General features: G+C 68.9%; 22 protein-coding genes. 12 read left to right on the top strand and 10 right to left on the bottom strand.

The genetic code is table 11. The features are described 5' to 3' along the window. Positions 1 to 41: 41 nt before the first annotated feature. The 3 genes from DIE17_RS29000 to DIE17_RS28990 all read left to right on the top strand — a co-directional run bounded on the left by DIE17_RS29000 (position 42) and on the right by DIE17_RS28990 (position 3,409). Positions 42 to 776, top strand: coding sequence for a DsbA family oxidoreductase (locus DIE17_RS29000; RefSeq protein WP_124488730.1), 735 nt, complete (start codon positions 42 to 44; stop codon positions 774 to 776). A gap of 126 nt (positions 777 to 902) precedes the next feature. Beyond that, the gene (locus DIE17_RS28995) at positions 903 to 2,342 is read left to right on the top strand and encodes a DHA2 family efflux MFS transporter permease subunit (RefSeq protein WP_124488729.1); all 1,440 of its coding nucleotides are present in this window, start codon (positions 903 to 905) and stop codon (positions 2,340 to 2,342) included. 278 nt (positions 2,343 to 2,620) lie between these two features. Next, entirely contained in the window at positions 2,621 to 3,409 is a 789-nt protein-coding gene (locus tag DIE17_RS28990) for a sulfite exporter TauE/SafE family protein (RefSeq protein WP_044844146.1), read from the top strand. A gap of 377 nt (positions 3,410 to 3,786) precedes the next feature. Here DIE17_RS28990 and DIE17_RS28985 read toward each other — a convergent pair whose 3' ends face one another. From DIE17_RS28985 to DIE17_RS28970, 3 genes are all read right to left on the bottom strand, one after another. Beyond that, entirely contained in the window at positions 3,787 to 5,622 is a 1,836-nt protein-coding gene (locus tag DIE17_RS28985; protein ID WP_124488728.1) for a S10 family peptidase, read from the bottom strand. Between the two features lie 611 nt (positions 5,623 to 6,233). Next, the gene (locus tag DIE17_RS28975; RefSeq protein WP_124488727.1) at positions 6,234 to 8,324 is read right to left on the bottom strand and encodes a D-(-)-3-hydroxybutyrate oligomer hydrolase; all 2,091 of its coding nucleotides are present in this window, start codon (positions 8,322 to 8,324) and stop codon (positions 6,234 to 6,236) included. A 241-nt stretch (positions 8,325 to 8,565) separates the two neighbouring features. Further along, on the bottom strand, positions 8,566 to 8,931 hold the full coding sequence (locus tag DIE17_RS28970; RefSeq protein ID WP_044844127.1) for a BON domain-containing protein: 366 nt from the start codon (positions 8,929 to 8,931) through the stop codon (positions 8,566 to 8,568). Positions 8,932 to 9,383: 452 nt separating this feature from the next. Here DIE17_RS28970 and DIE17_RS28965 point away from each other — a divergent pair, with 452 nt between their 5' ends. The 3 genes from DIE17_RS28965 (at position 9,384) to DIE17_RS28955 (ending at position 12,597) form a co-directional block, all read left to right on the top strand. Further along, a complete protein-coding gene (locus DIE17_RS28965; RefSeq protein ID WP_124488726.1) occupies positions 9,384 to 10,835 on the top strand; it encodes a TAXI family TRAP transporter solute-binding subunit in 1,452 nt (483 codons plus the stop codon). Between the two features lie 107 nt (positions 10,836 to 10,942). Next, on the top strand, positions 10,943 to 11,581 hold the full coding sequence (locus tag DIE17_RS28960; protein ID WP_044844125.1) for a 2-hydroxychromene-2-carboxylate isomerase: 639 nt from the start codon (positions 10,943 to 10,945) through the stop codon (positions 11,579 to 11,581). Positions 11,582 to 11,649: 68 nt separating this feature from the next. After that, complete coding sequence (locus DIE17_RS28955) at positions 11,650 to 12,597, top strand: LysR family transcriptional regulator (RefSeq protein ID WP_044844124.1); 948 nt, start codon at positions 11,650 to 11,652, stop codon at positions 12,595 to 12,597. Between the two features lie 54 nt (positions 12,598 to 12,651). Here DIE17_RS28955 and DIE17_RS28950 read toward each other — a convergent pair whose 3' ends face one another. The 4 genes from DIE17_RS28950 to xdhA form a co-directional block, all read right to left on the bottom strand. Then, the gene (locus DIE17_RS28950) at positions 12,652 to 13,053 is read right to left on the bottom strand and encodes a nuclear transport factor 2 family protein (RefSeq protein ID WP_124522824.1); all 402 of its coding nucleotides are present in this window, start codon (positions 13,051 to 13,053) and stop codon (positions 12,652 to 12,654) included. Between the two features lie 97 nt (positions 13,054 to 13,150). Next, a complete protein-coding gene (xdhC, locus tag DIE17_RS28945; RefSeq protein ID WP_124488725.1) occupies positions 13,151 to 13,768 on the bottom strand; it encodes a xanthine dehydrogenase accessory protein XdhC in 618 nt (205 codons plus the stop codon). Between the two features lies 1 nt (position 13,769). Continuing rightward, positions 13,770 to 16,133, bottom strand: a complete 2,364-nt coding sequence (xdhB, locus tag DIE17_RS28940) for a xanthine dehydrogenase molybdopterin binding subunit (RefSeq protein WP_044844121.1) — start codon at positions 16,131 to 16,133, stop codon at positions 13,770 to 13,772. An 18-nt stretch (positions 16,134 to 16,151) separates the two neighbouring features. Beyond that, complete coding sequence (xdhA, locus tag DIE17_RS28935) at positions 16,152 to 17,696, bottom strand: xanthine dehydrogenase small subunit (RefSeq protein WP_124488724.1); 1,545 nt, start codon at positions 17,694 to 17,696, stop codon at positions 16,152 to 16,154. Between the two features lie 348 nt (positions 17,697 to 18,044). Between xdhA and DIE17_RS28930 the strand changes: the two genes are divergently transcribed. Beyond that, on the top strand, positions 18,045 to 19,259 hold the full coding sequence (locus DIE17_RS28930; RefSeq protein ID WP_044844119.1) for an MFS transporter: 1,215 nt from the start codon (positions 18,045 to 18,047) through the stop codon (positions 19,257 to 19,259). Between the two features lie 27 nt (positions 19,260 to 19,286). Here DIE17_RS28930 and DIE17_RS28925 read toward each other — a convergent pair whose 3' ends face one another. Together DIE17_RS28925 and DIE17_RS28920 are read right to left on the bottom strand one after the other, a co-directional pair. Further along, positions 19,287 to 19,700, bottom strand: coding sequence for an RES family NAD+ phosphorylase (locus DIE17_RS28925; protein WP_260426291.1), 414 nt, complete (start codon positions 19,698 to 19,700; stop codon positions 19,287 to 19,289). A gap of 7 nt (positions 19,701 to 19,707) precedes the next feature. Next, a complete protein-coding gene (locus tag DIE17_RS28920; RefSeq protein WP_124488722.1) occupies positions 19,708 to 20,598 on the bottom strand; it encodes a DMT family transporter in 891 nt (296 codons plus the stop codon). A 133-nt stretch (positions 20,599 to 20,731) separates the two neighbouring features. On the opposite strand from DIE17_RS28920, the gene DIE17_RS28915 reads away from it, so the two are divergent. Continuing rightward, on the top strand, positions 20,732 to 21,667 hold the full coding sequence (locus DIE17_RS28915) for an AraC family transcriptional regulator (RefSeq protein ID WP_044844116.1): 936 nt from the start codon (positions 20,732 to 20,734) through the stop codon (positions 21,665 to 21,667). A 68-nt stretch (positions 21,668 to 21,735) separates the two neighbouring features. On the opposite strand, the gene DIE17_RS28910 is transcribed toward DIE17_RS28915, so the two are convergent. Continuing rightward, a complete protein-coding gene (locus DIE17_RS28910) occupies positions 21,736 to 22,947 on the bottom strand; it encodes an alanine--glyoxylate aminotransferase family protein (protein WP_124488721.1) in 1,212 nt (403 codons plus the stop codon). 234 nt (positions 22,948 to 23,181) lie between these two features. On the opposite strand from DIE17_RS28910, the gene DIE17_RS28905 reads away from it, so the two are divergent. The 4 genes from DIE17_RS28905 (at position 23,182) to bluB (ending at position 26,620) form a co-directional block, all read left to right on the top strand. Further along, a complete protein-coding gene (locus DIE17_RS28905; protein ID WP_124523367.1) occupies positions 23,182 to 23,427 on the top strand; it encodes a hypothetical protein in 246 nt (81 codons plus the stop codon). Positions 23,428 to 23,700: 273 nt separating this feature from the next. After that, entirely contained in the window at positions 23,701 to 24,687 is a 987-nt protein-coding gene (locus DIE17_RS28900) for a LysR family transcriptional regulator (protein ID WP_124488719.1), read from the top strand. A 30-nt stretch (positions 24,688 to 24,717) separates the two neighbouring features. After that, positions 24,718 to 25,716: a 2-hydroxyacid dehydrogenase gene (locus DIE17_RS28895; RefSeq protein WP_124488718.1), complete on the top strand. Its 999-nt coding sequence runs from the start codon at positions 24,718 to 24,720 to the stop codon at positions 25,714 to 25,716. A gap of 142 nt (positions 25,717 to 25,858) precedes the next feature. Next, positions 25,859 to 26,620, top strand: coding sequence for a 5,6-dimethylbenzimidazole synthase (gene bluB, locus DIE17_RS28890; protein WP_124488717.1), 762 nt, complete (start codon positions 25,859 to 25,861; stop codon positions 26,618 to 26,620). The last annotated feature ends 291 nt before the right edge of the window (positions 26,621 to 26,911 follow it).

Below are 26,911 nucleotides of genomic sequence, written 5' to 3'. Positions count from 1 at the left end.
CTATAGTCCCGGTTACATTTATTTGCCGCCCCGGACCGCCCATGACGACCACTCCCGCCCCGACTGCCCGCCCGATCCTGACCGTCGAAATCTGGTCCGACCTGATCTGCCCGTGGTGCTGGATCGGCAAGCGCCGCTTCGACGAGGCGCTCGCCGCATTCGCGCACGCGGAGCACGTCGACGTCGCGTTGCGTGCGTACCGGCTGATGCCGGGCCAGCCGGTCGAACCGGTGGAGGCGATGCTCGCGGGCAAGTACCGGATGTCGCCCGCGCAGGTCGACCAGATGTTGCGCCAGGTGACCGACGCGGCAGCGAGCGTCGGGCTGAGCTACGACCTGCCCGGCACGTTCGTCGGCGACACGCTCGACGGCCATCGGCTCGTGAAGCTCGCGGAAGCCACCGGCCGCGCCCATGCGCTGACCGAGCGCCTGTACCGCGCCTATTTCTGCGAGCACGGCTCGCTGTTCGACCATGCGGCGCTGATCGACTTCGCGGTCGAAGCGGGGCTCGAGCGCTCGGCCGTCGAAGCCGTGCTGCGCAGCGATGCATACCGTGACGAAGTCGAGGCCGACATCGCGCGCGCCGCGCAGATCGGCGGACGCGGCGTGCCGCTGTTCGTGTTCGGCGGCCGCTACGCGGTATCGGGCGCGCAGCCGGCCGACGTGTTCGCGCAGGCGCTCGAGCAGGCATGGCGCGACGGCGCCATCGTCGAATTCGCCGGCGACGACGCCGCCGCTTGCGGCCCCGACGGCTGCGAACTCCCGCCGCGCGGATAACGTCCGGCGCCGCGCGACACGCGCTGCCGCTACGCGTCGCTCCTGCCACAAACCGGCAGGAAGCGCACGCGAACGACGTCTACAATTCAGCCTTTCAAATAACTATCAGAGAGAAGGCTGCCAGCCATGACCCACGGGATCCACGGCGAGAAGCGCTGGTACGCGCTGATCGTCCTCTGCCTCGGCGTGCTGATGATCGTGCTCGACAGCACGATCGTAAACGTTGCACTGCCGTCGATCAGCACCGACCTCCATTTCACCGAGACGGCCCTCGTGTGGGTCGTCAACGCCTACCTGCTGACGTTCGGCGGCTGCCTGCTGCTCGGCGGCCGGCTCGGCGACCTGTACGGGCAGCGGCGCATGTTCCTCGCCGGCCTCGTCGTGTTCACGCTCGCGTCGCTCGCCTGCGGCCTCGCGCAATCGCAGACGATGCTGATCGCCGCGCGCGCGGTGCAGGGCTTCGGCGGCGCGATCGTGTCGGCCGTGTCGCTGTCGCTGATCATGAACCTGTTCACCGAGCCGGGCGAACGGGCGCGCGCGATGGGCGTCTACGGTTTCGTCTGCGCGGGCGGCGGCAGCATCGGCGTGCTGCTCGGCGGGCTCTTGACGAGCACGCTGTCGTGGCACTGGATCTTCCTCGTCAACCTGCCGATCGGCATCGCCGTCTATGCGATGTGCGTCGCGCTGCTGCCGCGCCTGCGCGCGCCGGCCGGCGCCGCGCGGCTCGACGTCGCGGGCGCGATCACCGTGACCGCGTCGCTGATGCTCGCGGTCTACGGGATCGTCGGGGGCAACGAGGCCGGCTGGCTGTCTACGCAAACAGTCGTGCTGATCGGCGCGGCCGTCGTGCTGCTCGCGCTGTTCGTCGCGATCGAGGCGCGCGTCGCGCATCCGCTGATGCCGCTCACGCTGTTCGCCGCGCGCAACGTCGCGCTCGCGAACGTGATCGGCGTGCTGTGGGCGGCCGCGATGTTCGCGTGGTTCTTCCTGTCCGCGCTCTACATGCAGCGCGTGCTCGGCTACGGACCGCTGCAGGTCGGGCTCGCGTTCCTGCCGGCGAACCTGATCATGGCCGCGTTCTCGCTCGGGCTGTCGGCGCGGATCGTGATGCGTTTCGGCATCCGCGGCCCGATCGCCGCCGGCCTGCTGATCGCGGCGTGCGGCCTCGCGCTGTTCGCGCGCGCGCCGGCCGACGGCAGCTTCGTCTGGCACGTGCTGCCGGGCATGACGCTGCTCGGCATCGGCGCGGGCGTCGCGTTCAATCCGGTGCTGCTCGCCGCGATGAGCGACGTCGATCCGGCCGATTCGGGGCTCGCGTCGGGCATCGTCAACACCGCGTTCATGATGGGCGGGGCGCTCGGCCTCGCCGTGCTCGCGAGCCTCGCGGCCGCGCGCACCGATGCGCTCGCGGCGGCACACGCCTCGCCGCTCGACGCGCTGAACGGCGGCTACCACGCCGCGTTCGCCGTCGGCGCCGCATTTGCGGCCGCGGCCGGGCTGCTCGGTCTCGCGCTGCGCATCCGCCGCCAGGACGCCGTTGCGGGCGCCGGCCCCGCGATGCATTGACGGCCGTCCGGCCTGAATCGGGGAGAGTTCCGCCCCGCCGCACCCGATGGCCCGCCATCGGCGTCGCAACCCGGCAACGCCGGCACGCCACCCCGCCCGGCCCGGCGCCCGTTCAAACGTTCGTTTGACCCGCCGGGAACGGCCCGTCCGGCGGGCCTTCCCGGCCGATTTTTAACGTAGTCGTACACCGAAGCGCCACTTTTGCGACAATGGCGGACTTTGATGCGCGCGCCGCGGCCGCGCGCCGCCGCCGAACGCCGCATAACCGCCTGCTTCCGATGTCGCTTCCCCATATCGATCTGCTGTACTCCCTGTCCGGCCTGTTCGTCGGCGTTCTCGTCGGCCTGACGGGCGTCGGCGGCGGTTCGCTGATGACGCCGATCCTCGTGCTGCTGTTTGGCGTCCATCCCGCGACGGCGGTCGGCACCGATCTGCTGTACGCGGCCGCGACCAAGGCCACCGGCACCCTCGTCCACGGACTGAAGGGGTCGATCGACTGGCGCATTACCGGCCGGCTCGCGGCCGGCAGCGTCCCGGCCGCGGCCGTCACGCTGTGGCTGCTGCACACGCACGGGATGAACTCGCCCGGCACCGCGCGAATGATCCAGCTGGTGCTCGGCATCGCGCTGCTGCTCACGTCGCTCGCACTGATCTTCCGCCCGCAGTTGACCGCGCTCGCCGCGCGCAACCCGCTCCCGCCGAATCCCGCGCGCACGTTCTGGTCGACCGTGCTGACGGGCGCCGTGCTGGGCGCGCTCGTGTCGATGACGTCGGTCGGCGCCGGCGCGATCGGCGTCACCGTGCTGCTGCTACTGTACCCGCTGCTCGCGACCGCGCGCATCGTCGGCTCCGACATCGCGCACGCGGTGCCGCTCACGCTCGTCGCCGGCATGGGCCACTGGCTGCTCGGCTCGGTCGACTGGTCGATGCTGCTGTCGCTGCTGCTCGGCTCGCTGCCCGGCATCGTGCTCGGCAGCCTGCTGTCGGCGCGCGCGCCCGAGCGGCTGCTGCGCAACCTGCTCGCCTCGACGCTCGTCGCGGTCGGCGTGCGGCTCGTGCTCGCGTAAGCGGCGCGGCTGCCGCCCGCCACGGCAGACACCGCCATCTTCCCGCCCCTGACGGAAGAGATCGGCACGATTTGTCGGTGGAGAATTTCCCTCGATACAGGGGCATGCATCCCCCTTGCGAGGATCAAGCCGCCGCGAATCTCACGCGGACCCGACAACGCCCCGTCGGTCGACGACTCACGGGCACCGTGGAAGCTCACAGCATCGCGAGCCGCATGCGCGATGTGATGCATGACCGGCCAGCACGCGCCGCCGGCTTCCCCCGCCGCAAAAAAACAGCCCGACCGGCCTGCGCCGATCGGGCTGTCGTCCATCCGGGGCCTCGCGAACTCGGGCCGCCCGGCCCACGGCCGGGCAGCGCAAGTCGCTCGCGATCCTTACTGCCCCTGCTGCTTCAACTGTTGCTGCTTCATCTGTTGCGTGCGCGCCTGCAGCTTCAGCACGCGCTGCAGCGCGGTACGGTTTGCGAGGATCCCGTCGTAGAAGTTGCCGAGATCGCCCTTCAGCGCGGTCCGCGACGCGTCGTTCAGGTAAATCATGTGGCCCGACGGATAGTTCTTGATCGTCAGGTTCTGTGCCTTGAGCGTCGGATCGAGCGGCATCTGCGCGAGCGTCAGCTCGGTCTGGTGGAACGGCGTGACCGCATCGAAATAGCCGTTCGCCGACAGCACCTTCAGGTCCGGGTTCACGCTCATCGTCGCCGCGAGATCACCGGCCGTGTACAGCGTATTGCCGCCGCCCCGGTTCGCGCCGGTCGGGTCGGTGTGGCTGAAGTCCCAGTTGTTGAAGACCTGGTCGTTCAGGTCCACGAACGACGACGTCGACGTGTACTTGAGGTCGGTGTTGATGTAGCTGTTCCACAGCACCGTGTACGCGCCGCCGACGTTCGTGATCGACGGATCGTTGCTGCCCGAGTTCGGCAGGATGTACGGCGCGATGCCCTTGCCCGTGAAGTTCGCGCGACCGTCGTACTGGCCGATCTGCGTGCCCGGCACGAGCGTCAGGAAGAACGTGTACGGCGGGTTGTCGTCCGACGACGGCACGTTGCCGAGCGCGGCCGGGTTGCCGAACGTCTGGATCAGCGACGTCGGATCCGTGCCGATGTACGAACCCATCTGCCGCGCGGTCTGCAGGTTCAGGTTCAGCCGCACGTTCACGAAGCCGCCGTCCTGCGGGTTCGGCTTCTGCGCGAGCGGCGCGAGCGTGTTGTCCGCGTAGTTGCGGGCCTGCACCATGTATGCGTCGAGATCGGTCGGCGTCGGGTTGAGCGTCGTCTTCTTCCAGTAGAACGCGTCGGCCGCGAGCGTCGGGAAGGTACCCGGCGCGGACAGCGCATTCGCATAGTCGAGGATCGACGACTGCAGCGTGATCCCGTTCAGGTCGATGCCGTCCTCATGCAGCACCCATGACACGACCGCGCTGCGCGCGGTGCCGTACGACTCGCCGTACAGGAACTTCGGCGAGTTCCAGCGCGAGTACTTGGTCAGGTAGCGCTGGATGAAGCGGTCGATCGAGCGCGCGTCCTGGTCGGTGCCCCAGAAATCCTTGTTCTTCGCCGGGGCGATCGCCGCCGAGTAGCCGGTGCCGACCGGGTTGATGAACACGAGGTCGGTACGGTCGAGCAGGCTGTCCGGGTTGTCGAGCAGCTTGTACGGGGCCGGCGGCGTGAAGTTCGGGAACGACGACTGCAGGCGCTTCGGCCCGTACGAGCCGAGCAGCAGGTAGACCGACGACGAGCCGGGGCCGCCGTTGTAGAAGAACGTGACCGGGCGCGGCTTCGACGGGTCCGGATTGTCCTGCGTGTACGCGACGTAGAACATCTTCGCGTTCGGCGCCGACGTGATCGGGTCGATCGTGGTCAGGTGGCCGGTGGTGGCCGTGTACTGGACGGTCTTGCCGCCGATCGTGACCTGGCGGTGCACGACCGCGGCCCCTTCGGTCGAATCCGTGACCGCGTCGTTCGGCCCGGTGCCGTACACGTCGTTGTCGACGTACGGCTGGTCGGCCGGGACGGCGGCCGTTGCATTGGTGCTGGCCGACGTGCTGCCGTTCGACGTCGTCGCGGCTGCCGCGGTGGCGGCGGTCGGGCCCGCCCCGTCGTCGCCGCCGCATCCCGTGACGAGCAGCGCCGCGGCCGCGGCTGCGGCGAGCGGCACGCTCAGCGTCGTTCCAAATAGCGCGAAACCGTCTTTCAAGGACTTCAGTGTCGTCATTATTGCCTCTCGAACAGAACGATAAATACCGCCGGTCGCAAAGGATCATTTGCGCCGGCGCTCCGCACCGGGAGCGCATTCGTTTTGCGATGCACCCCGAGTTTTTTACCGCATCGGCGAATACCGACCGGCATGATTTACCCCACCCATATTCCGCGATCGCACAATGGAATCAATTCCATTGCAAACGACGATTCAATAATGTGCGGCACTGCGAATTCGCCCTCGCCATCCGCACGCGCGAGAAACCGCAAGCAAAAGCATCCCCTGCAAAGGCCGCCAGACAAGGCGCCTTCGCTTCGAACAGACGAACGACTCCCTCGACGAAATGCCGGTCAATCGCGAAAGGGCGACCAACCGCAACTCGAGCCGATTTAATAAAATCGAAAGGATCGATTAACTATACGGAAAGGAATATTGTCTTTACGGGAATTTATTAAATTAAGTTAAAATATCGGCGCATAATAGATTCCGGATTTTCCGCCGTAAAGCGATAATTTGTTACAGCGCATGCCATTCGGACCAAGGGCAATGCGGGACCGATTCCAGACGCTGAAAATAAAAAAGCCGGACGAGCGTCCGGCTTCCGTATCGCGGTGGGGCGGGTGCCGTCAGAGCGGCACATCGATCGCGCCCGCGCCGGCCGTGATCGCGTTCGCGCCGGGGGACGCCGAGATCGGCGGCAGGTTCGCGCTCGTCAGCGCCGGCGCGGCGCCCGGCGTGCCGCCGCGCGGCAGCGTGCGGACCACCTGTGACGGCGGCAGCGCGGCACCGTTCTTCAGGTGCCGCCACATCAGGTTCAGCGCCTGCAGGTTGTAGTAGTGGACCGGCACGAAGCGCGTGTCGAAGCCCGCGACGGGCAGGAACGCATCGAAGTGCTGCCCGTTCGTCACCTCGTAGAACACGAGCTGGCTGCGGCCGCCTTCACTGATGCCGTTCTGCGCGACGTACGCGCGCGACGCGTGATTCACGGGCACGAGCGCGTCGCTGCGGCCCTGCACGATGATCGCCGGCTTGCCCTGCAGGTTCGCGTTCACGCGCACCGCATCGACGTTCGCCGGCATGTCGAGCATCCCGTTGGTCCACAGCTGGCGCAGGCACAGCGCGCCCGCGAAACTCGCGTCGGGCGTCGCGAGCCGGTGGTCGACACCCGCACCGGTGTTGAACACGAGATTGACGCCTGCCGTCGGCGGCACGCCGTTGCCGAGGCCGAACACGGCCGGCATCGGCGAGGCGGCGGGCGGCGCCACCGCGCCCGTCGCCGCATTGGTGGTCGCGAAGCTGAAATTGCACAGGTTGTCGGTCACGCGCGAGCGCGTGTACGCGTTCGCATAGGTGACCGCGATCGCCGGAATCGCCTGCGAATCCCACATCGGCGCCTGCAGCAGGTCGGAATCCGCGAGATAGCCGGCCGCGTGCAGTTGCGCGAGCGCGTCGGCGGCCTGGCTCTGCGTATCGGCCCCCGACACGAACCCGGCCGCGGCGAGCGTCGCGCAGCGCTGCGTGCGGATCGACTGCGTGGTGGCGGCCGGCAGCGCGCTCAGGTACGGCGCGCCCGCGAGCGACGACGACGCGGCCGCACACGGCTCCAGCAGGTTCGCGAGCGTCGCGTAGTCGGCCAGCGGCCGGCCGAACGACGGCACCGGCTGGCCGCCCTCGCGCACGACCGCGTTCGGCGCCATCCGCACGTTGACTTGCGGCTCGCCGACCACGACCGCGGTGATCCAGCGGCGCGTGTCCTGCTCGGCCGCCGCGAGCGCCGCGCCGCCGCCGTTGCTGACGGACGCGGCGATCGTCGTGATGTCGCCCGGGCGGTAGCGCACGCCGTGATGCGAGCCGTCGACGAACGGCCCGAACTGTTCGTTGAGCGCCCAGTACGCGAATTCGACCGCCTGCAGCGTCGCGTGCCCCCAGTCCTGCTCGGGATTCTGTTGCGAATGCGCGTGCTTGAACGCGTAGCGGTTCGGGAAGCGGCTGTTGAACGCGGCCAGGTCGCTGCTCGTCACATTGGCGGTAAAGAGACTCGCATTGCCGGCGAGCACCGCGTCGGCGAGCGTGCCGTCGATCAGCGTGATCGTGTCGGTGCCGAGCTCGTGCGCGCCGTTGCCGCCGCCCTTGTCGTTGTACGCGACCGCGCAGCCGCGCTTGAGGCCCCACTCGCCGGCCGCCGAAATCGCGCCGTACACACCGCGCGAACCGGACGACGTCGCGGTGACGATGCACGGCTGCGCGGGGTCGAAGCTCGCGGGCACCTGCACGAGCAGCGTCACGTTCTTGCGGCCGCTGCCGTCGTCGGAATACGCGAGATATTCGGTGCCGGGAATCTTGCCTTCGCCGAGCGTGTCGTTGCCGTCGAGGTCGACGTTCGGTCCCCAGAAACGGCCGTAGCCGCCGTTGGCGCTCATGTCGACGAGCGCGCGGTAGTTCGACCAGATCGCGAGCCGGCGCAGCTCGGCGCTCGTCGGCCGCGACGGATTCGCGAACGCCGGCGCGGTGGCGGCGGCGAGGCCCGTCTTGCCGAGACCGGCAGTCAGCAGGTCGTCGCCCGTACCGTCGTAGGCGGTGGTGCGCACGCTGCCGGACACGAACCCGGGCAGCCGATTGCGTTCGGACGACTCGTCGCCGTTGCAGGCGCCGAGCAACGTGATCGCGACCAGCGCCGCGCCCCAAAGAATCCGACTGCCCCACCCGTGCGTTGTCATTGCCGCCCTCTCGATATCGTTATCGGTGCGCCGCTGCGTCGTGCGCGGCTCGCGGCCTGTCGGGAAAACGCCGGGCCGCCCAAGGTTTTCCGCCCCGAAGGAAGTTTCCTTGGGGGACGCCCGCTCCGGGGCCTGGCGCGAAGCGGCGGGCCCTGGGGGCATTCAAAAGTGCAAACGGGCCCCGGCACGCCGGGGCCCGCGTGAAAGCGGGCGCGCGGCGCTGGCGCGCCGCCGCCCGGCATCATTGCTGCTGAACCGTCAGCTTGTTCGTGACCGACGTCACGCCCTTCACGCCCTTCGCCGCCTCTTCCGCCTTGTCGATCTGTGCCTGGTCGGGCACCGTGCCCTCCAGCGAGATCGCGCCGCCCTTCGAGCGCACGACGATGTTCGCCACGTCGATGCCGCCTGCCTTCGTAATGGCCTTGCGCACCGCATAGCCGAGCTGGCGGTTGGCCTTCTTCGCGGTCTTGGCCGCCGCCTTCGGCGAGCTCGCTGCCGCGGCCGGCGCTTCGGTGGCCGCCGCATCGCTCGACTGCGCGTACACGCTGCCCGTCAGACAGGCCGCCACGGCCGCAACACCCAACGCTCTCAACACGATCGACTTCATGCTATCTCCTTGTAACTCCGGAACGGCCGTGCACAGTACGGCCGGATACCCCCAAAGGCAGCCGGCCCGCGCGCGAACGGGCGGGACGGCCGATGATTTCCACGGCGATGCGAGAGAGGCGACACGGGCCGGCGGCCGGCGCGCGCGAATGCGGGCCGGCCGGGCCGGACAGCCGCCGGCCGGGCGCGCCCGGTCTCATAACGTGCCGGGTCGTGCGCGAATCGGGCGCGGCTGCGTCGCACAATGTAATCCAGCGCCAGCCGAAGCGCAAAGCTTTTGACGCGTGGCCGCCCGCCATCCGCCCGCGCGCGCCCGTGTCCGCCGCCGCGCGACGGCGCCGGACTCGCGCACGCCGGGCGAAACCGGGTACCATCGCCGCCAGAACGCGCATCGCGTGCCTTGTCCGCGACGGCCGTCATCGATGCGTCACGCCCGTGTCATCCGCCGACTCCATGAAGCCAGCCCGCCCCCGCCCGCCCCGCCGCATCCTCGCCCGCTTCGTCGCGGTGTCGTGGCGCGACCTCGCGCTGTCGATCGGCCCCACCGTGCTGCTCGCGGTCGCGGCGGTCTGGTTCGCGGTCAAGCTGATCCAGCCGGCGCCGCCGTCCACGCTCGTGATTTCGTCCGGCCCGCCCGGCAGCACCTACTGGAACGCCGCGCAGAAATACAAGGCGATCCTCGCGAAGAACGGCGTCACGCTCGACGTCCAGTCATCCGAAGGATCCGCGCAGAACCTCGCGCGGCTGTCGAATCCGGACGCGCCGGTCGACGTCGGCTTCGTGCAGAGCGGCATCGGCCCGAAGGAGCGCGATGAACACCTGGTCTCGCTCGGCAGCATCGGCTACGTGCCGCTCGCGATCATGTACCGCGGGCCGGTGGTCGCACGCCTGTCCGACTTCAAGGGCAAGCGGCTCGCGCTCGGCGCGGAAGGCAGCGGCGCGCGCGAATTGAGCCTGGCGCTGCTGAAGATGAACGGCATCGTGCCGGGCGGCTCGACCGAGCTGCTGCCGACCGCCGGCGAGGACGCCGCGGCCGCGCTGCTCGACGGCAAGATCGACGCCGCGTTCCTGTCCGGCGACTCGACGCAGATCCCGGTGATGGCGAAGCTGTTCCGCGCGCCCGGCGTGCACGTGTACTCGTTCACGCAAGCCGAGGCCTACGCGCGGCGCTTTCCGTACCTGACCGCGATCACGCTGCCGATGGGCGTCTACGATCTCGGCCTCAACCTGCCGCCCGCCGACATCCACACGGTCGCGCCGACGATCGAGCTGGTCGCGCGCGATACGCTGCACCCCGCGCTGTCCGACCTGCTGATCGAGGCCGCGCGCGAAGTGCACGGCCACGCGACGATCCTGCAGCACGCGGGCGAATTCCCGTCGGCCGTCACGCGCGGCTTCCCGCTGTCCGACGACGCGGGGCGCTATTACAAGTCGGGCAAGTCGTTCCTGTACCGGCGGCTGCCGTTCTGGGTCGCGAGTCTCGTCGACCGGCTGCTCGTCGTCGTGGTGCCGCTGATCGTCGTGCTGATCCCCGGGTTGCGGCTGGTGCCGTCGCTGTACGGCTGGCGCGTGCGTTCGCGCATCTACCGCTGGTACGGCGCGCTGATCGCGCTCGAGCGCCGCGCGCTCGGCGAGCATACGGCCGAAGAGCGCGTCCAGTTGCTCGACGAACTCGACGACATCGAGGAAGCCGTGAACCGGATGAAGATGCCGCTTGCGTACGCGGGGCAGTTCTACGTGCTGCGCGAGCACATCGGCTTCGTGCGCGAGCGGCTCACCGCGCACGATCACGACGTCGCATCGGGCACGCCGGGCACACCCGGCGCCGGCGGCCGTGCAGCGGCGCGCGGCGGCGCGGCGGCGCCGGCCGGCGAGCCCCCCCGGGCGACTCCCGGTTCCGCATGAGCGGCCGATCCGCGATCATTGCTGCATCCGCGCGGTTGCATCCGCGCGCCGCAACGTAACATGAAGGCCGCCGCCAGGCGCGCACGCCCCACCCTCTGGAGATCGCCATGACAACCGGCCTCGACACTGCCCAGCCTGCCTGGTTCTTCGACTTCGTGTCGCCGTTCTCCTACCTGCTGCTCGAACAGCACGACAAGTGGCCCGACGTGCCGTTCGACCCCGTCGCCGTGTCGCTGCCCGACCTGCAGCGCCACTGGGGGCAGCGCCCGAGCGCCGACGTGCCGGCCAAGCGCGTGTTCACGTACCGCCACGCGCTGTTTCGCGCCGAACAGCTCGGCATCCGCTTCAAGATGCCGCCCGCGCATCCGTTCGACTCCGACAAGGTGCTGCGCCTCGCGATCGCGCTGCGCGCCGACATCGCGACCGTGCTGGAAATGTTCCGCTTCATCTGGCACGACGGCAACGATCCGTCGACGCCGGACGGGTTCGCGGCGCTGTGCGAGCGCGTCGGCGTCGGGCACGGCGACGAGCTGATCGAATTCGAGGAGACGAGCGCGCAGTTGCGCCGCAACACCGACGACGCGATCGCGCTCGGCGTGTTCGGCGTACCGACCTTCTGGATGAACCAGCAGCTGTTCTGGGGCGAGGACGCGCTGCCGATGGTGCTGTACTGCGCGCGCACGCCGAACTGGCTCGAGTCGCGCGAGGTCAAGCGGATCAGCGTGCTGCCGAAGGGGCGCACGTGATGGCCGGTATCACGCACGGCAACGTGCGGCTGCGGTAAGGTTACGCTTCTCCCGAACACCGCTCGCCGATGGAAGACGACGATCGTACCGCCTCGCTCGATATCTGGCTCGTGCGCGTATTGCGCACGCTGCTGCTCGAGCGCAGCGTCACGCAGGCCGCGCTGCGCCTGAACCAGACCCAGCCCGCGATCAGCACCGCGCTGCGCAAGCTGCGCGAGACGCTGAACGACCCGATTCTCGTGCGCGGCAAATCCGGGATGGTGCCGACCGAGTACGGCGCATCGCTGCTCGGTGCCGCGTCGCGCGCGCTGCGCGAGGTCGACTTCATCGCGACGCCGCACGGCGACTTCGATCCATCGTCCGCGCGGCGCACGTTCCGCGTCGCCGCGCCCGACTACCTCAACGATTTCTTCATGCCGACGCTGATCGAGCGCTTTCGCGACGCGGCGCCGCATGCGCATCTGGAAATCGACTCATTGAATCCCGCGCTCGATCACGCGGAGGCGCTCGAATCGGGCGCGCTCGATCTCGTGATCGGCAACTGGCCGAAGCCCGACCCGCGGTTCGCGCGCCAGGACCTGTTCTCCGACACGATCGTGTGCCTGATGCGCGACGCGCATCCGCTCGCCCGCGAACCGCTCACGCGCGAAGCGTACGCGTCGGCCGCGCACGTCGCGCCGACGCCGTACACCGGCGACAAGCGCAACGCGATCGAGATCGGCCTCGCCCGCGCCCGCCTCACGCGACGGATCGTGACGACGCTGCCGTACTTCGGCATCGTGCCGCAGGTGCTGCTGCAGTCGGACCTGATCTTCACGACGACGCGCCGCTTCGCGACGCACTACGCGCAGCTGCTGCCGCTCGTCGTCGTCGCGCCGCCCGTGCCGTTCCCGCGCATCAAGAGCTACCTGCTCACGCACCCGCACCCCGATCGCCCGACCGACATCGCGTGGCTGTGTGCGCTGATGCAAAGCGTGTCCGACGAGCTGACCGCCGCACGCGGCCGCAAGCGCTGAAGCGGCGCTGCCCCCCCGCGGAATCGCCCGCGCACGATCACGCGGCGCGGCCGCTCAGGCCGTGCAGAAGGTTTCCTGCAGATGGGTCCAGCGCACGACGCCTGCCGCGTCGCGCGCGAACACGGCGGTCGCGCGACGCGCGGGCAGTTCGCCCGACGCCGCCTGCTGCGCTTCAAGATAGGTGAGCACCGCATGCGACGCGTCTGCCGCGAGCACGCGGATGTCCGACAGTTTGATGCGCAGCCCCGGCTTCGCGCCGCCGAGCTTCGCGAACAGCGCGCGCGTGTCGTCGCGGTCGAACGCGCGACCGTCGGTCATGATCATCGTGAATTCGGCGGAGAAAGGCGCGAGCAGCGCATCGAGCGCCGCGGGGGAAGTATCGGCGCCGGACAGCCAGCGCTCGATGACGACGAGGCTCGCATCGAGCGCATCGAGATAGACCTGATGATCGGACATGGTACCTGCACGAAAGAACGCGCGGCCCGCTGCCGCGCGATCCGTGCAGTGTAGGCAAAAACGCGCGGACGTGGGTCGGGCGTGCCGCCCCTGATCGTTACCGTGCGCAGCGCGCGTCGTCGCGCAAGCGCCCCGCCGCGGCCGCCTTCGCATCGGCCACCGGCATGCCCGAGCGGGCCTGCAGCAGTTCCGCGCAGACGGCCACCGCGATCGCACCGGGCGCCTTGTCGACGATGCCCGCGACGCCGATCGGACACACCATCTCGGTGAGCCGCGCCGGATCGACGCCGCGCGCGGCGAGCCGGCGCTCGAACTTCACGCGCTTGGTACGCGAACCGATCATCCCGAAGTACGCGAAGTCGCGCCGCCGCATGATCTGCACGGCGAGCGAGAAGTCGAGCGCGTGGTTGTGCGTCATCACGAGGAAGTACGCGCCGGGCGGCGCCGCGTCGACGACGGCCTCGGGTATGTCGGTCGGCTCCGGCTGCACGTTCGGCGGACATTCGTCCGGGAACAGCTCGTCGCGCGTATCGACCCACTGCACGACGCACGGCAATGCGCCGAGCAGCGTGACGAGCGCATGGCCGACGTGCCCCGCGCCGAACAGCACGATGTGCATCGGCGCGGACGTACCGGTCGCGCGGTTGCGCTGGCCGGTACCCTGCGCGAATGCCGGGGTCGTCGCGGTGCGAAACGAACGTGCAGGCCCGTTCATCTCAACCTGCCTGACCGGCGCGCGCAGCACGCACCGCAGTGATCGCGCGCAGGATCGACTCGCCGGTGGCCGGCGCGTCGAGCGGCGGATTCACCCGGTAGTCGCCGACCGCCGCAATCGCGTCGCGCACCGCGAAGAACACCGAGAACGGCAGCAGCAGCGGCGGTTCGCCGACGGCCTTCGAACGATGGATGCTGTCCTCCACGTTGCGGTTCTGGAACAGCCGCACGTTGAATTCGGGCGGCGTGTCGTTGACCGTCGGGATCTTGTACGTGGACGGCGCATGCGTCATCAGCTTGCCGCCCTTGTTCCACCACAGCTCCTCGGTCGTGAGCCAGCCCATTCCCTGGATGAACGCGCCTTCGACCTGGCCGATGTCGAGCGCCGGGTTCAGCGATGCGCCCACGTCGTGCAGCGCGTCGACGCGCAGCGTGCGCATCTCGCCCGTCAGCGTGTCGATCACGACCTCCGACACGGCCGCGCCGTACGAGTAGTAATAGAACGGCCGGCCCTGCAGCTTCGACTGATCCCAGTACAGCTTCGGCGTCGCGTAGAAGCCGTCGGACCACAGCTGCACGCGCGCGAGATACGCCTTCGCGATCACCTCGCCGAACGGCACGCTCGCGCCGCCGATCCACACGAAGTCGTTGCCGAACTTCACGTCGGCCGCATCGACCTTGCCGTCGCCGAACTGCTTCGCCGCGAACGCCGCGAGGCGCTCGCGCAGCTGGCGCGCCGCATCCTGCGCGGCCTTGCCGTTCAGGTCGGAGCCCGTCGACGCAGCCGTCGCGGACGTGTTCGCGACCTTGCTCGTGTCGGTCGCCGTCACGCGGATCCGGCCGAAGCGGATGCCGAGCTCGTGCGCGACGACCTGCGCGACCTTCGTGTTGAGCCCCTGCCCCATCTCCGTGCCGCCGTGGTTCACGAGCACCGAGCCGTCGGTGTAGATGTGCACCAGCGCGCCCGCCTGGTTGAAGTGCGTGACGTTGAACGCGATGCCGAACTTCACCGGCGTGAGCGCGATGCCCTTCTTCAGCACCGTGTTGCGTGCGTTGAATTCGCGCACGCCCGCGCGCCGCGCGCGGTAGTCGCTCGTCGACTCGAGTTCGCCGAGCAGTTCGTGCAGCACGTTGTCCTCGACCGTCTGCCCGTAAGGCGTCACGTTGCGCTCGGTCTTGCCGTACAGGTTCGCGTAGCGCACGTCGAGCGGATCGCGGCCGAGCGCGCGCGCGACGTCGTCGAGGATGTATTCGATCGCGAACGCGCCCTGCGGCCCGCCGAAGCCGCGGAACGCGGTGTTCGACTGCGTGTTGGTCTTGCCGCAGTAGCCGGCGATGTCGACGTCGCCGAGCCAGTACGCGTTGTCGAAGTGGCACACCGCGCGCGTCATCACCGGGCCCGACAGGTCCGCCGAGAAGCCGCAGCGCGACGTCATGTCGAGCGCGACGCCGTCGAGGCGGCCGTCGTCGTCGTAGCCGACGTCGAAGCGGTAATGGAAGTCGTGTCGCTTGCCGGTGATCATCATGTCGTCGTCGCGGTCCGGACGCAGCTTCACCGGGCACAGCAGCTTCCACGCGGCGAGCGCCGCGCAGCATGCGAACAGGCCCGACTGCGATTCCTTGCCGCCGAACCCGCCGCCCATCCGGCGGCATTCGACCAGCACGTTGTGCGACGCGACGCCGAGCACGTGCGCGACGAGGTGCTGCATCTCGCTCGGGTGCTGCGTCGAGCAGTACACGTGCATCCCGTCGTCGTCCTTCGGCACCGCGTACGCGATCTGCCCTTCCAGGTAGAACTGCTCCTGGCCGCCGAGCAGCATCTCGCCCGACTCGCGATGCGGCGCGGCGGCGAGCCGCGCGGCCGCGTCGCCGCGCGCGAGTTTCAGCGGCGGGATCACATAGGTTTCGGCCTGCCGCGCTTCCTGCGCGGTCAGGATCGCGGGCAGCTCCTCGTAGTCGACCTGCGCGCGGCGCGCGGCGAGCCGCGCGGTTTCGTGCGACGTCGCGACGACGATGAACATCGGCTGGCCGACGAACTGCACGATGCCTTTGGCGAGTACCGGATCGTCGTGGATGATCGGGCCGCAATCGTTGACGCCGGGGATGTCGTCGGCCGTGAACACGGCGACCACGCCGGGCGTCGCGCGCACCGCGTCGAAATTCATCGACACGATCTTCGCGTGCGGCTTCGCGGACAACCCGAGCGCAGCGTGCAGCGTGCCCGCGACGAGCGGGATGTCGTCGGTGTAGGTCGCGCGCCCGCTCACGTGCAGGTGCGCGGATTCGTGCGCGCGCGAGACGTGCACCTGCGCGGCGTCGGCCTGCGGGTCGAGGGTGTTCAGGAACGGTTCTGCTTGCTGGTTCATGTTCGGTGTTCTCCCTCGTCAGACGCGCGCCGCGTCGTCGGCAACTTCGGCGGCCACTTCACGCACGTTCAGCGCCTGCGGCGGCAGCGGGTCGTGCGGGCGCGTCTCCAGCCAGAATCGGTACATCAGGTTCTTCGCGGTATCGAGGCGATACGCGCTCGTCGCACGCATGTCGGTGAGCGGCTGGTAGTCGCGCTCGAGCGCCTGCATCGCGGCCTGCGCGGTGGCTTCGTGCCACTGCGCGCCGTCGAGCAGGCTCTCCGTATGCGTCGCGCGCTTCGGCGTCGCGGCCATCCCGCCGAACGCGATGCGCGGCTCGCGGATCAGCTCGCCGTCCGCGATGAACGCGAACGCCGCGCACACCGCCGAAATGTCGGAGTCGAAGCGCTTCGACAGCTTGTAGGTGCGGAACTGCAGCTTCGCGCGCGCACCGGTGCGGGTCGGCACCTTCAGGCCGACGACGAATTCGTGCGGCGCCATGTCCTTTTGCTGATAGCCGGTGTAGAGCGCCTCGAGCGGCAGCTCGCGCACCGTGTCGCCGCCGCGCAGCACGACCCGCGCGCCGAGCGCGATCAGGCCCGGCATCGAGTCGCCGATCGGCGAGCCGTTCGCGACGTTGCCGCCGATCGTCCCCGCGTTGCGGATCGGCAGCGACGCGAAGCGCTTCCACATTTCGGTCAGTTCCGGATACGTGCCGGCGAGTGCCGCATAGCCGTCCTCGACCGTCACGCCCGCGCCGATCTCGATCCAGTCGTCGCCGTGCACGACGGTCCGCAGTTCGGCGATCTGGCCGACGTAGATCAGGTCGTCGAGGCGACGCATCTGCTTGGTGACCCACAGGCCGATGTCGGTGCTGCCAGCGAGCAGCCGTGCATCCGGGCGCTCGACCTTCAGCGCGGCCAGCGCGTCGAGCGTGCGCGGCGCGGCGAAGCGCGCGCCGTCGCGCGTCGTGTAGTCGAACGTGTCGTCACGCTTGAGCGACGCGAGCGTGCGGGCCAGCGCGGCCGTATCGACCGGTGCCGTCGGCGCCGGCGCACCGAACATCTGCACGGCCGCATCGACGATCGGGCGATAGCCGGTGCAGCGGCACAGGTTGCCGGTGAGCGCATCGGCGATCTCGGTGCGCGTCGGCACGTCCTTCGCCTTCGCGCACGTGCCGGCGCAGCCTTCATGGCCGTGCTTCTCGTACAGCGCCCACATCGACATCACGAAACCGGGCGTGCAGAACCCGCATTGCGAGCCGTGGCAATCGACCATCGCCTGCTGCACCGGATGCAGCGAACCGTCCGGCTGGCGCAGGTCTTCCACCGTCAACAGCGCCTTGCCGTCGAGCGTGGGCAGGAACTGGATGCAGGCATTGACGGCCTTGAACGCGACCGTACCCGTGTCGGTCAGCTCGCCGACGACGACCGTGCACGCGCCGCAGTCGCCTTCCGCGCAGCCTTCCTTGGTGCCGGTGCAGTGCGCATCCTCGCGCAGGTACTGCAGCACGGTGCGGGTGACGTCCGCGCCGCTGACTTCGCGGACCGCGTGACGATGGTAGAAGCGGATCGGCTCACTCATGTCTCTATCGTTCTTCCGGTGGGGGCAAGGCGGCCTGCGCGGGGCGCTCGACCGACGTTTCTCTGACAGTTTGCACGCTATCACCGTCAAATTCCGCAACCCATAGCCCATCACGCATGGGGCCCATATAACTGCCGCGATATGCGCGCCGCGGCCGCCCGGCAGGCGTCGGGCGCCTTGCCCGGCCTGGGTTCCGGCCTGCCCGCAGCGGTCCGTCAGCCATTCTTCGACGATGAAAATGGGTCGCGATTAACTAAATGGTACCTGCGTGAAAACCGGTTCCATGGGAAAATCCCGATTCCGTTTTTCGCCGCTTTCCGCTCCGTTTCGTCCATTCGATCCGACCCCATGTCAACCGATTCCGCCACACCGCCGCGCAGCGGGTTTGCCGTCACGCTGCAAATCGTGTCCGTCGTCTGTTTCACGTTCATCTGCTATCTGACCATCGGCCTGCCGCTCGCGGTGCTGCCGGGCTTCGTCCATGACGACCTCGGTTTTTCCGCGATCGTCGCGGGCGGCGCGATCAGCGTCCAGTATTTCGCGACGCTCGCGTCGCGCCCGCTCGCCGGGCGCTTCGCCGATACGCTCGGGCCGAAGCAGACGGTGCTGCGCGGGCTGATCGGCTGCGGCGTGTCGGGCGTGCTGCTGCTCGTCGCGCTGCTGCTGGCTCACTGGCCGGTCGCGAGCCTCGTGCTGCTGGTCGCGAGCCGGCTCGTGCTCGGCGTCGGCGAGAGCCTGTGCGGCACCGGTGCGATCCTGTGGGGCATCGGGCGGGTCGGCGTCGCGCACAACGCGAAGGTGATCTCGTGGAACGGCATCGCGACCTACGGGGCGCTCGCGCTCGGCGCGCCGGTCGGCGTCGCGATCGCGCACACGCTGAATCCGGCGCTGATCGGCGTGATCGTGATCGCGCTCGCCGCGATCGGCTTCTATCTCGCGCGCCTGATCGCTTCCGTGCCGCTCGTGCACGGCGAACGGATGTCGTATGCGAGCGTGTTCACGCGCGTACTGCCGCACGGCCTCGGCCTCGCGCTCGGCTCGGCCGGCTTCGGCTCGATCGCGACCTTCGTCACGCTGTACTACGCGGCGCGCCACTGGCCGAACGCCGCGCTGTCGCTGACCGTGTTCGGCACGCTGTTCATCGGCGCGCGGCTGCTGTTCGCGAACACGATCAAGACTCACGGCGGCTTCCGCGTCGCGATCGTGTCGTTCGCGTTCGAATGCTCGGGCCTCTTGCTGCTGTGGCTCGCGCCCGTGCCGCACGTCGCGCTCGTCGGCGCCGCGCTGACCGGCTTCGGCTTCGCGCTGATCTTCCCGGCGCTCGGCGTCGAGGCCGTGGCGCTCGTCCCGCCGGCGAGCCGCGGCGCGGCGCTGTCCGCGTATTCGGTGTTTCTCGACCTGTCGCTCGGCATCACGGGCCCGCTCGCCGGCTATGTGGCCGGTGCGTTCGGTTATCCGCAGGTGTTCCTGTTCGCGGCGGTGGCCGCGGCGGCCGGCGTCGCGCTGTCGATGGTGCTGTACCAGCGGCAGGCGCGGCTCGCCGGGAGCGGCGCGGCGGCGTGAGTCGTGCTGCCGCGCGCGCAACGCCGTTCAACGCAGCAACACGTTGAAGTCGCGCAATACGCGGACGGCTTGAGGATGACGCCGGAACGGAACGGCGTCCCGGAGCGAGAGCTTGGGTTCGGCACGATCGAAGAGCACGAGGGCTTCCGACGTGTTCAGATGGCGGGACATGTACAGGAACCCGTCGACCCGCCGCTGATGCCGGTGGACGGTCAGCGACCACTGCTGCGGAACGTCGTAAGGCACGATCGTCGACAACGCACCGTCGCCGCCAAGGTTCTTCAGCGGCAAGCCATGCAGGACGGCCACGGCCAACGGCGCACCGTCGAATGAAAGCACGTAGCGATCGAGCTCGGTCGTGACGAGCGGGAAACCGCCCAGCACCAGATCGGCGACTTCGTCGTGCAGCACCGTCTCCGCGAATGCGCAAGAGTGCCTGATGCCCCGGTCAAGCCACGCGCAGGAACAACCGGCGCGTCAGGTCGAACGCAACGAGATTGCCGGCCAGCACGAGCAGCAGCCCGATCACCGCGAGCGGCGACCACTGGTAGCCCTCGAAGACCGTCGACACGGCCAGCGCGACGATCGGGAACAGCACCGTGCAGTACGCCGCGCGCTCCGGCCCGATCCGCCCGACGAGCGTCAGGTACGCGGTGAACCCGATCACCGAGCCCGGCACGGCCAGATAGACGAGCGCGCCGAGATAACGCGGGCTCGGGTCGATCATGAACGGCAGCCCGGCCACCGCACTGCCGACCGTCAGGATCGCCGCGCCGATCAGCATCGCCCAGCCGTTGGTCGCGAGCGGATGCAGCCCCATCGATTGCATCCGGCTCGACAGCAGGTTGCCGGCCGAGAAGCACATCGTGCCCGCGAACGCGATCGCGAGGCCCGTCCAGGTCGCGTGATCGTCGAGGTGGCCGGCCATCTGCTGCCAGAACAGGCAGGCGATGCCGGTCAGCCCGAGCAGCGCGCCGGCAATCGCGGACGGCCGCAGCGGGCGGCCCATGAACAGCCGGCCGTTGATCGAATTCAAGAGCGGCGCGGTCGAGAAGATCACCGCGACGAGGCCGCTCGGCACGACCTGCTCCGAGTAGTAGAAGCACAGGAAATTCAGGCAGAACAACGCGAAGCCCTGCGCGACGAGGTAGCGCCACGCCTCGCGCGGCGGACGCACCGGCCGGCGCATCACGCGCAGCAGCGCGAACAGCACGGCGGCCGCGAGCCAGAAGCGCCACGCGATCGACACGGGCGGCGGCACGGCGCCGAGCTGCCATTTGATCGCGATCCAGGTGGTGCCCCAGATCAGCACGGTGACGAAATAAAGCGACAGGTTCATGGCGGCAACGAAGCGAAACGAGTGAAACGGACTCAGACTGTGCCGCCGCCCCGCCCGCGCGGATTGTCCGGAATTGCGGTCTTTTTCGGGCGGCCGCACGGCGCGTCGCGCGCGCGCTTATACTCGTCGCACCATGAGTCCGCCCCTGTACGCCCCGCCCGCCGATCACGCCGCCGCCCTTGCCGGCGGTGCGATGCCGTTCGGCCTGCAGTCGGTGTGCCGCACGCTCGCCGAGGCGAACGCGACGCTCGAGCGCTTCACGTGGCTCGGCGATCATCTCGCGATCGCCGAATGGACGCGCATCACCGACGAAAGCGAGACGATCTACGAACAACCGGGCCACCACACGCTGTCGTGCTATCTCGACGGCGGCTACCGGACGGAGCGCGAACGCGTGCCGCGCTACGGCGCGCCGAGCCTGCTGTGCACGCTGCCGGGGGACCATGAATCGCGCTGGTGGGTGCGCGGCGAGATGCACTTCATCCACCTGTACTTCCTGCCCGAGCACTTCACGCAGCGCGCGATCCGCGAACTCGATCGCGAGCCGCGCGAGCTGAAGCTCGCCGACCGCACCTATTTCGAGGATGCGCGCGTCGCGGCGCAGTTCCGTTCGCTCGCGCTGGAGCGCTGGGACGATGCCGACGGGCGGCTGCGCGTGAACGAGGCCGCGCACGACGTACTGAGCCTGCTACTGCGCGGCCAGAGCACGACGCGCACCGACGTGCCGTTCCGCGGCGGACTCGCGCCGGCCGTGCGCCGCCGCGTGCGCGACTACATCGACAGCTACCTGTCGCAACCGCTGACGCTCGGCGAACTGGCGGAGGTCGCCGCGCTGTCCGAATATCACTTCTCGCGGATGTTCCGGCTGTCGTTCGGCCGCGCGCCGCACGCGTGGGTGGCCGAGCAGCGGCTCGCGCGGGCGCGCCTGCTGCTGCGCACGACGGCGCTGCCGCTCGCGCAGGTCGCGGCCGAATGCGGCTACGCGAACGCCGGCCACTTCAGCCATCGCTTTCGCGACGCGCACGGCACGACGCCGAACGCGTACCGGCGCGCGATGCAGGGCGGCTGAGCCCCGCGCGCACCTTCAACGTGCCGGCTGGCGCAGCGCGCACCCGGCACGCATCACCGTCTCCCTGCTTACGCGCCCCGCTGCGACAATTCCTGCTCGAGCGCGGCCACGCCGGCCGGCAGGTCCACCGGCACCTTCAGGTCGATCATCGTGCGGCCGAACGCATGCAGCGTGCGGAACAGGTTGTGTTCGCGGCACTGTTCGCCCATCTGCCCGATCCGCACGATCGGCAGCCCGAACGAGCCCGAGATCTCGACCTGGTACTGCTTCGAGATATGGCCGCACACCATCCCGGGCGTGAGCCCTTCGGGCGTCTCGATCCCGACCACCGAATTGAGCCGGCAGTCCTTCGGCGCATAGAGCGCGAGCCCCATCGCCTCGACGCCCGCCTGCAACGCGAGCGAGCAGCGCAGGTGGCGCGCGAAGCGGCTTTCGAGCGTCTCCGCGCAGACGAGCCGCAGCGCCTCGTGCAGCGCGAGCACGCCCGACACCGGCGCCGTGTAGTGGTAGCCCGCGTTGTGCCAGAAGTTCTCCGCGAGCGCCATGTCGAGGCACCAGTGCGCATTCGGTTCCGGACGCTGCTTCATCCGGTCCCACGCGGCGTCCGAGAACGCGATCAGCGATACGCCGGGAATCGACGACAGCCCCTTCTGGCCGCCCGTGATCACCGCATCGATGCCCCACGCGTCCATCTCGAGCGGCATCGTCGACAGCGTGCACACCGCATCGACGACGACCAGCGCGCCGGCCGCCTTCGCGAGCGCCGCGATGTCGCGCAGCTCGCGGTTCCACACGGTGTTCGACGTCTCGCCCTGCACGATCGTGACGATCTCGGGCCGCTCGCGCGCGATCGCGTCCGCGATCTCGTCGAGGCTCGCGACCGAGCGGTCGGCCACTTCAAGCGTGGCGACGTCGGCGCCGACGCGCGTGGCCATCTCGGCCATCCGCGCGCTGAAGAAGCCGTTGCGGATCGACAGCACGCGCGTGCCGCGCCACGCGAGGTTCGAGATCGCCATTTCCATCGCGGCGGAACCGGGGCCGGCGACGCCGAGCACCCACTTCGTGCGGGTCTGGAACACGTAGCGCGCCATCTCCTTCACCTGCTCGATGATCTTCGCCATCGTCGCGCCGAGGTGGTTGATCACGATCGTGTTCGCCTTCGCGACGGCGGCCGGGATCGGGACCGGGCCGGCCCCCATCATCAGCAGCGGTTCTTCGGGCAGGATCGCGTCGAGCGGCACGACGACGGGACAGGGAATCGGCGAGTAATCGATGGACATGGCTGGTAAAAGAGGAACGGAGAAAACGCTCGGACGTCGTTCGCCGCACGGCACGGCGAACTGATCGATCATTCCGCGTTCCGCGCCCGTGCGCAAGAGGCACGCGCGCCCGGACAGCGTGACGCTGGCCCGGTCGACGGACCGGGCCAGCCGGCCGCGCCCGCGCCGCACGACCGGGTTTCGTATTGCCGTGGCATTGCCGGCCGCATGCGAAACGGTTCCAACGGACGGTCGATGCCCGCGATTTTCTCCGGCAATATTGAGATGCGCATCCTGACGCCCGAGTTCAGCATGCCGCATGCATCTACCGGAATACCGGTCACCACGATAAAAATCGCGCGACTGGCATCGGCACACGAAAACCAGACCGGCACAAAAACATCCACTATCGCAGCATCTATTGGTGAGCGATTTCACCCATTACCGCACGACGTCGCATCCAGACCGCATCAACATATTGATTTATATGAGCAATATTAAAATACAAGGCGGACCTTCCGAATACACGCCGGACTAACCCAGGTGCATACCAGCGCCGCCGATCCGTTAAATCGATACCCGCGATTTCGATTTTACGCAAGCCGCCCCTTTTCTCAGGTTGACGATATCGCTTCCGTAATGAACAATCGTCTGCAGAATCGAAAACCGATTTTTCGAGACGAACGAGACCCGGGGGTGGCGCGACGGTTTTCCAGGTCGTTTGACGAAAAATCCCAACCAAAATCAATCAACCGGGCCAGAAATTCGCGAGCCATGAACCAGATTCAGACCATGCGTGTGTTCGTCTGCGTCGCCGAGCAGCAGAGCTTCCGGCGCGCGGCGCACCATCTAGGCGTGTCCAACGCGCTCGTCACGCGCTCGATCGCGATGCTCGAGTCGCACCTGAACACGCGGTTGATCCACCGCACCACGCGCAACCTGTCGCTGACCGAGGCCGGCCTGCGCTACCTCGACGGCTGCCGTGCGCTGCTCGAGGAATTCGACCACCTCGAGGCATCCGTCGCGCACGCCGTGCGCGAGCCGGCCGGCACGCTGCGCGTCGTCGCATCGGGCCTGCTGTCGCCGCTCGCGCTGACGCCGCTCGTCAGCAGTTTCCGGCACCGCTACCCCGAACTGCGCGTGCAGCTCACCGTCGCCGAGGGGCCGCTCGACGTGCTCGATTCGGGCTACGACGTCGGCATCGTGACCGGCAACCGGCTCGACGGCAACCCGACGCTGATCGGCCACGCGCTCACGCCGAACCCGTTCGTCGCCTGCGCGGCGCCCGCCTATCTCGAACGGCGCGGCGAGCCGCGCGCACCCGACGACCTGCCGGGCCACGACTGGGTCGCGCTCGCGCCGCACCAGCATGCGCCCGCGTGGCGGCTGGTCGGCCACGACGGCGTCACGCATTCGGTCACGGTGCGCCCGACCTGCACGGTCAACCAGCTGGCGCTCGTGCAGGCGGCAGCCGTCGCCGGGTCCGGCATCGCGGTACTGCCCGAGCCGAGCGTCGCCGATGCACTCGCCACCGGCACGCTGGTGCGGCTGTTGCCCGCTTACCGGATCGACGACCCGGACGCGCAGCTGTCGCTCGTCTACCCGAACCGCCAGTACGTGCCGGCCCGCACGCGCAGCTTCGTCGAGCATGCGCTCGAGCATTTCGGCGCGCAGGCGGCCCGCGAGCGAACCGGCTACGGCTTCCTGCACACGCCCGATCGCGCCGAGATCGTCGCGGGCCGGCAGACGGGCCTGCAGTAAACTGCACGCGACAGCCATCGGAGGTGCAGCGTGCGTGTGATCCTGTTCAGCAGCCGGCAGTACGACGACGAATCGTTCACCGCCGCCAATCGGCCATTCGGTTATCGGCTGCACTTCCAGCCGTCGCACCTCGACGCGGAAACCGCGATCCTCGCGCACGGCTATGAGGTCGTCTGCCCGTTCGTCAACGACACCGTCGACGCGGCCGTGCTCGCACGGCTCGCCGACGGCGGCACGCGCCTGATCGCGCTGCGCTCGGCCGGCTTCAACCATGTCGACCTGGCGGCCGCCGAGCGGCTCGGCATCGCGGTCGTGCGGGTGCCCGCGTATTCCCCGCATGCGGTCGCCGAACACGCGGTCGCGCTGATCCTCGCGCTCAACCGCCGGCTGCCGCGCGCGGTCGCACGCACGCGCGAAGGCGACTTCTCGCTGAACGGCCTGCTCGGCTTCGACCTGCACGGCAAGACGGTCGGCGTGATCGGCACGGGCCTGATCGGCCGCGTGTTCGCGAAGATCATGATGGGCTTCGGGATGCATGTGCTCGCACACTCGATGCCGCCGTACGACGAGGAGCTGATCGCGTACGGCGCGCGCTACGTCGAGCTGGACGAACTGCTGCACCATGCCGACATCATCAGCCTGCACTGCCCGCTGCTGCCGTCGACGCACCATCTGATCAACGCGCAGACGCTCGCGCGGATGAAGCACGGTGCGATGCTGATCAATACCGGCCGCGGCGGCCTGGTCGATGCGCCGGCGCTGATCGACGCGCTCAAGAGCGGGCAGCTCGGCCACCTCGGGCTCGACGTGTACGAGGAGGAGAGCGGCCTCTTCTTCGAGGATCACTCCGACCTGCCGCTGCAGGACGACGTGCTCGCGCGCCTGCTGACGTTCCCGAACGTGATCGTCACGTCGCACCAGGCGTTCTTCACGCGCGAGGCGCTCGCCGAGATCGCGCACACGACGCTGCTGAACATCGAGGCGTGGCACGCCGGCACGCCGACCAACGTCGTCACGACGGGGCGCTGAGCCACGTCGTTCCGCACGGCGTTGGCGCAGCGCCTGAGCGCACGCGATCCATCAACGATTCGTCAATTTATTTCGACTGATGTAACGCTGCGCGCGCGGCGTCTGCTATCGTTGCGCCGACTTCCCCCTGCTTCTGCCGCTCATGCGTTTCGACGACTCCGCCATTGCCGCGGTCTACCGCGCCATCTTCGAACGGCGCGACATGCGCCACTTCACGCCGGCACCCGTCGATCCGGCCACGCTCGCGCGGCTGCTGCGCGCCGCGCACCACGCGCCGAGCGTCGGCTTCATGCAGCCGTGGCGCTTCATCCGCATCACCGATCCCGCGCTGCGCACCGCGATCCATGCGCTGGTCGAGGCCGAGCGCCGCGCGACCGCCGACGCGCTCGGCGAGCGGCAGGACGAATTCATGCGGCTGAAGGTCGAAGGCGTGCGCGAATGCGGCGAACTGCTGGTCGTCGCGCTGACCGACGACCGCGAGCGCCACGTGTTCGGCCGCCGCACGCTGCCGGAGATGGACCTCGCGTCGGCCGCCTGCGCGATCCAGAACATGTGGCTCGCCGCGCGCGCCGAAGGGCTCGGGATGGGCTGGGTGTCGCTGTTCGATGTCGACGCGCTGCGCACGTTGCTCGGCATGCCGGCCGGCGCGAAGCCGATCGCCGTGCTGTGCGTCGGGCACGTCGACGCGTTCTATGCGAAGCCAATGCTCGAGGAAGAGCGGTGGGCCGCGCGGATGCCGATCGAGGCGTGCCTGTTCGAAAACGGCTGGGATGCGTCGGCGGCCGGGGTCGCCGAGGGCAATGCAGCATCCGGCGCGACCGGCGGATCGTCGCCGTCGCCCGAGCTTGCCGCACCCGACGACCGCTCCGGCTCGACACCCGCCGGCGCCCTGTCCGACCGCTGACGGGATGCACGAGGCGCGGAACGGCCGTTTCGCCGGTCTTGCTCCGACCCGATATTACGCCTCCCCTCGCTCTCGCCCTCGCCCTCGCTCTCGCCCTTGCCTTGCCACCGAGCGCCGAGCGCCGAGCACTGAGCACTGAGCACCGCCCAATCCCACACTTTGGGCGCACCTTGGCCGCCACCCGTCGCACGCCGGCAACAACCATTTTGACCCCGAGCATAGGGGTTTTCACTGAAGTAGAATCGCGGCTGACATCTCCGCGCCTCGCCCCTTCCGCGCATGCCGCGCCGA

This window comes from Burkholderia sp. Bp9099 (genome assembly GCF_003857805.1).
Lineage (GTDB): Bacteria > Pseudomonadota > Gammaproteobacteria > Burkholderiales > Burkholderiaceae > Burkholderia.
The sequence above is the reverse complement of the archived record's forward strand: the minus strand, read 5'-3'. Positions and strand labels throughout refer to the sequence as shown.

Excerpts from the sequence above, each read along its gene's own strand:
- DIE17_RS29000 (WP_124488730.1), top strand. The coding sequence starts at position 42 with ATGACGACCACTCCCGCCCCGACTGCCCGCCCGATCCTGACCGTCGAA.
- DIE17_RS28995 (WP_124488729.1), top strand. The coding sequence starts at position 903 with ATGACCCACGGGATCCACGGCGAGAAGCGCTGGTACGCGCTGATCGTC.
- DIE17_RS28990 (WP_044844146.1), top strand. The coding sequence starts at position 2,621 with ATGTCGCTTCCCCATATCGATCTGCTGTACTCCCTGTCCGGCCTGTTC.
- DIE17_RS28985 (WP_124488728.1), bottom strand. The coding sequence starts at position 5,622 with ATGACGACACTGAAGTCCTTGAAAGACGGTTTCGCGCTATTTGGAACG.
- DIE17_RS28975 (WP_124488727.1), bottom strand. The coding sequence starts at position 8,324 with ATGACAACGCACGGGTGGGGCAGTCGGATTCTTTGGGGCGCGGCGCTG.
- DIE17_RS28970 (WP_044844127.1), bottom strand. The coding sequence starts at position 8,931 with ATGAAGTCGATCGTGTTGAGAGCGTTGGGTGTTGCGGCCGTGGCGGCC.
- DIE17_RS28965 (WP_124488726.1), top strand. The coding sequence starts at position 9,384 with ATGAAGCCAGCCCGCCCCCGCCCGCCCCGCCGCATCCTCGCCCGCTTC.
- DIE17_RS28960 (WP_044844125.1), top strand. The coding sequence starts at position 10,943 with ATGACAACCGGCCTCGACACTGCCCAGCCTGCCTGGTTCTTCGACTTC.
- DIE17_RS28955 (WP_044844124.1), top strand. The coding sequence starts at position 11,650 with ATGGAAGACGACGATCGTACCGCCTCGCTCGATATCTGGCTCGTGCGC.
- DIE17_RS28950 (WP_124522824.1), bottom strand. The coding sequence starts at position 13,053 with ATGTCCGATCATCAGGTCTATCTCGATGCGCTCGATGCGAGCCTCGTC.
- xdhC (WP_124488725.1), bottom strand. The coding sequence starts at position 13,768 with ATGAACGGGCCTGCACGTTCGTTTCGCACCGCGACGACCCCGGCATTC.
- xdhB (WP_044844121.1), bottom strand. The coding sequence starts at position 16,133 with ATGAACCAGCAAGCAGAACCGTTCCTGAACACCCTCGACCCGCAGGCC.
- xdhA (WP_124488724.1), bottom strand. The coding sequence starts at position 17,696 with ATGAGTGAGCCGATCCGCTTCTACCATCGTCACGCGGTCCGCGAAGTC.
- DIE17_RS28930 (WP_044844119.1), top strand. The coding sequence starts at position 18,045 with ATGTCAACCGATTCCGCCACACCGCCGCGCAGCGGGTTTGCCGTCACG.
- DIE17_RS28920 (WP_124488722.1), bottom strand. The coding sequence starts at position 20,598 with ATGAACCTGTCGCTTTATTTCGTCACCGTGCTGATCTGGGGCACCACC.
- DIE17_RS28915 (WP_044844116.1), top strand. The coding sequence starts at position 20,732 with ATGAGTCCGCCCCTGTACGCCCCGCCCGCCGATCACGCCGCCGCCCTT.
- DIE17_RS28910 (WP_124488721.1), bottom strand. The coding sequence starts at position 22,947 with ATGTCCATCGATTACTCGCCGATTCCCTGTCCCGTCGTCGTGCCGCTC.
- DIE17_RS28905 (WP_124523367.1), top strand. The coding sequence starts at position 23,182 with ATGCCCGCGATTTTCTCCGGCAATATTGAGATGCGCATCCTGACGCCC.
- DIE17_RS28900 (WP_124488719.1), top strand. The coding sequence starts at position 23,701 with ATGAACCAGATTCAGACCATGCGTGTGTTCGTCTGCGTCGCCGAGCAG.
- bluB (WP_124488717.1), top strand. The coding sequence starts at position 25,859 with ATGCGTTTCGACGACTCCGCCATTGCCGCGGTCTACCGCGCCATCTTC.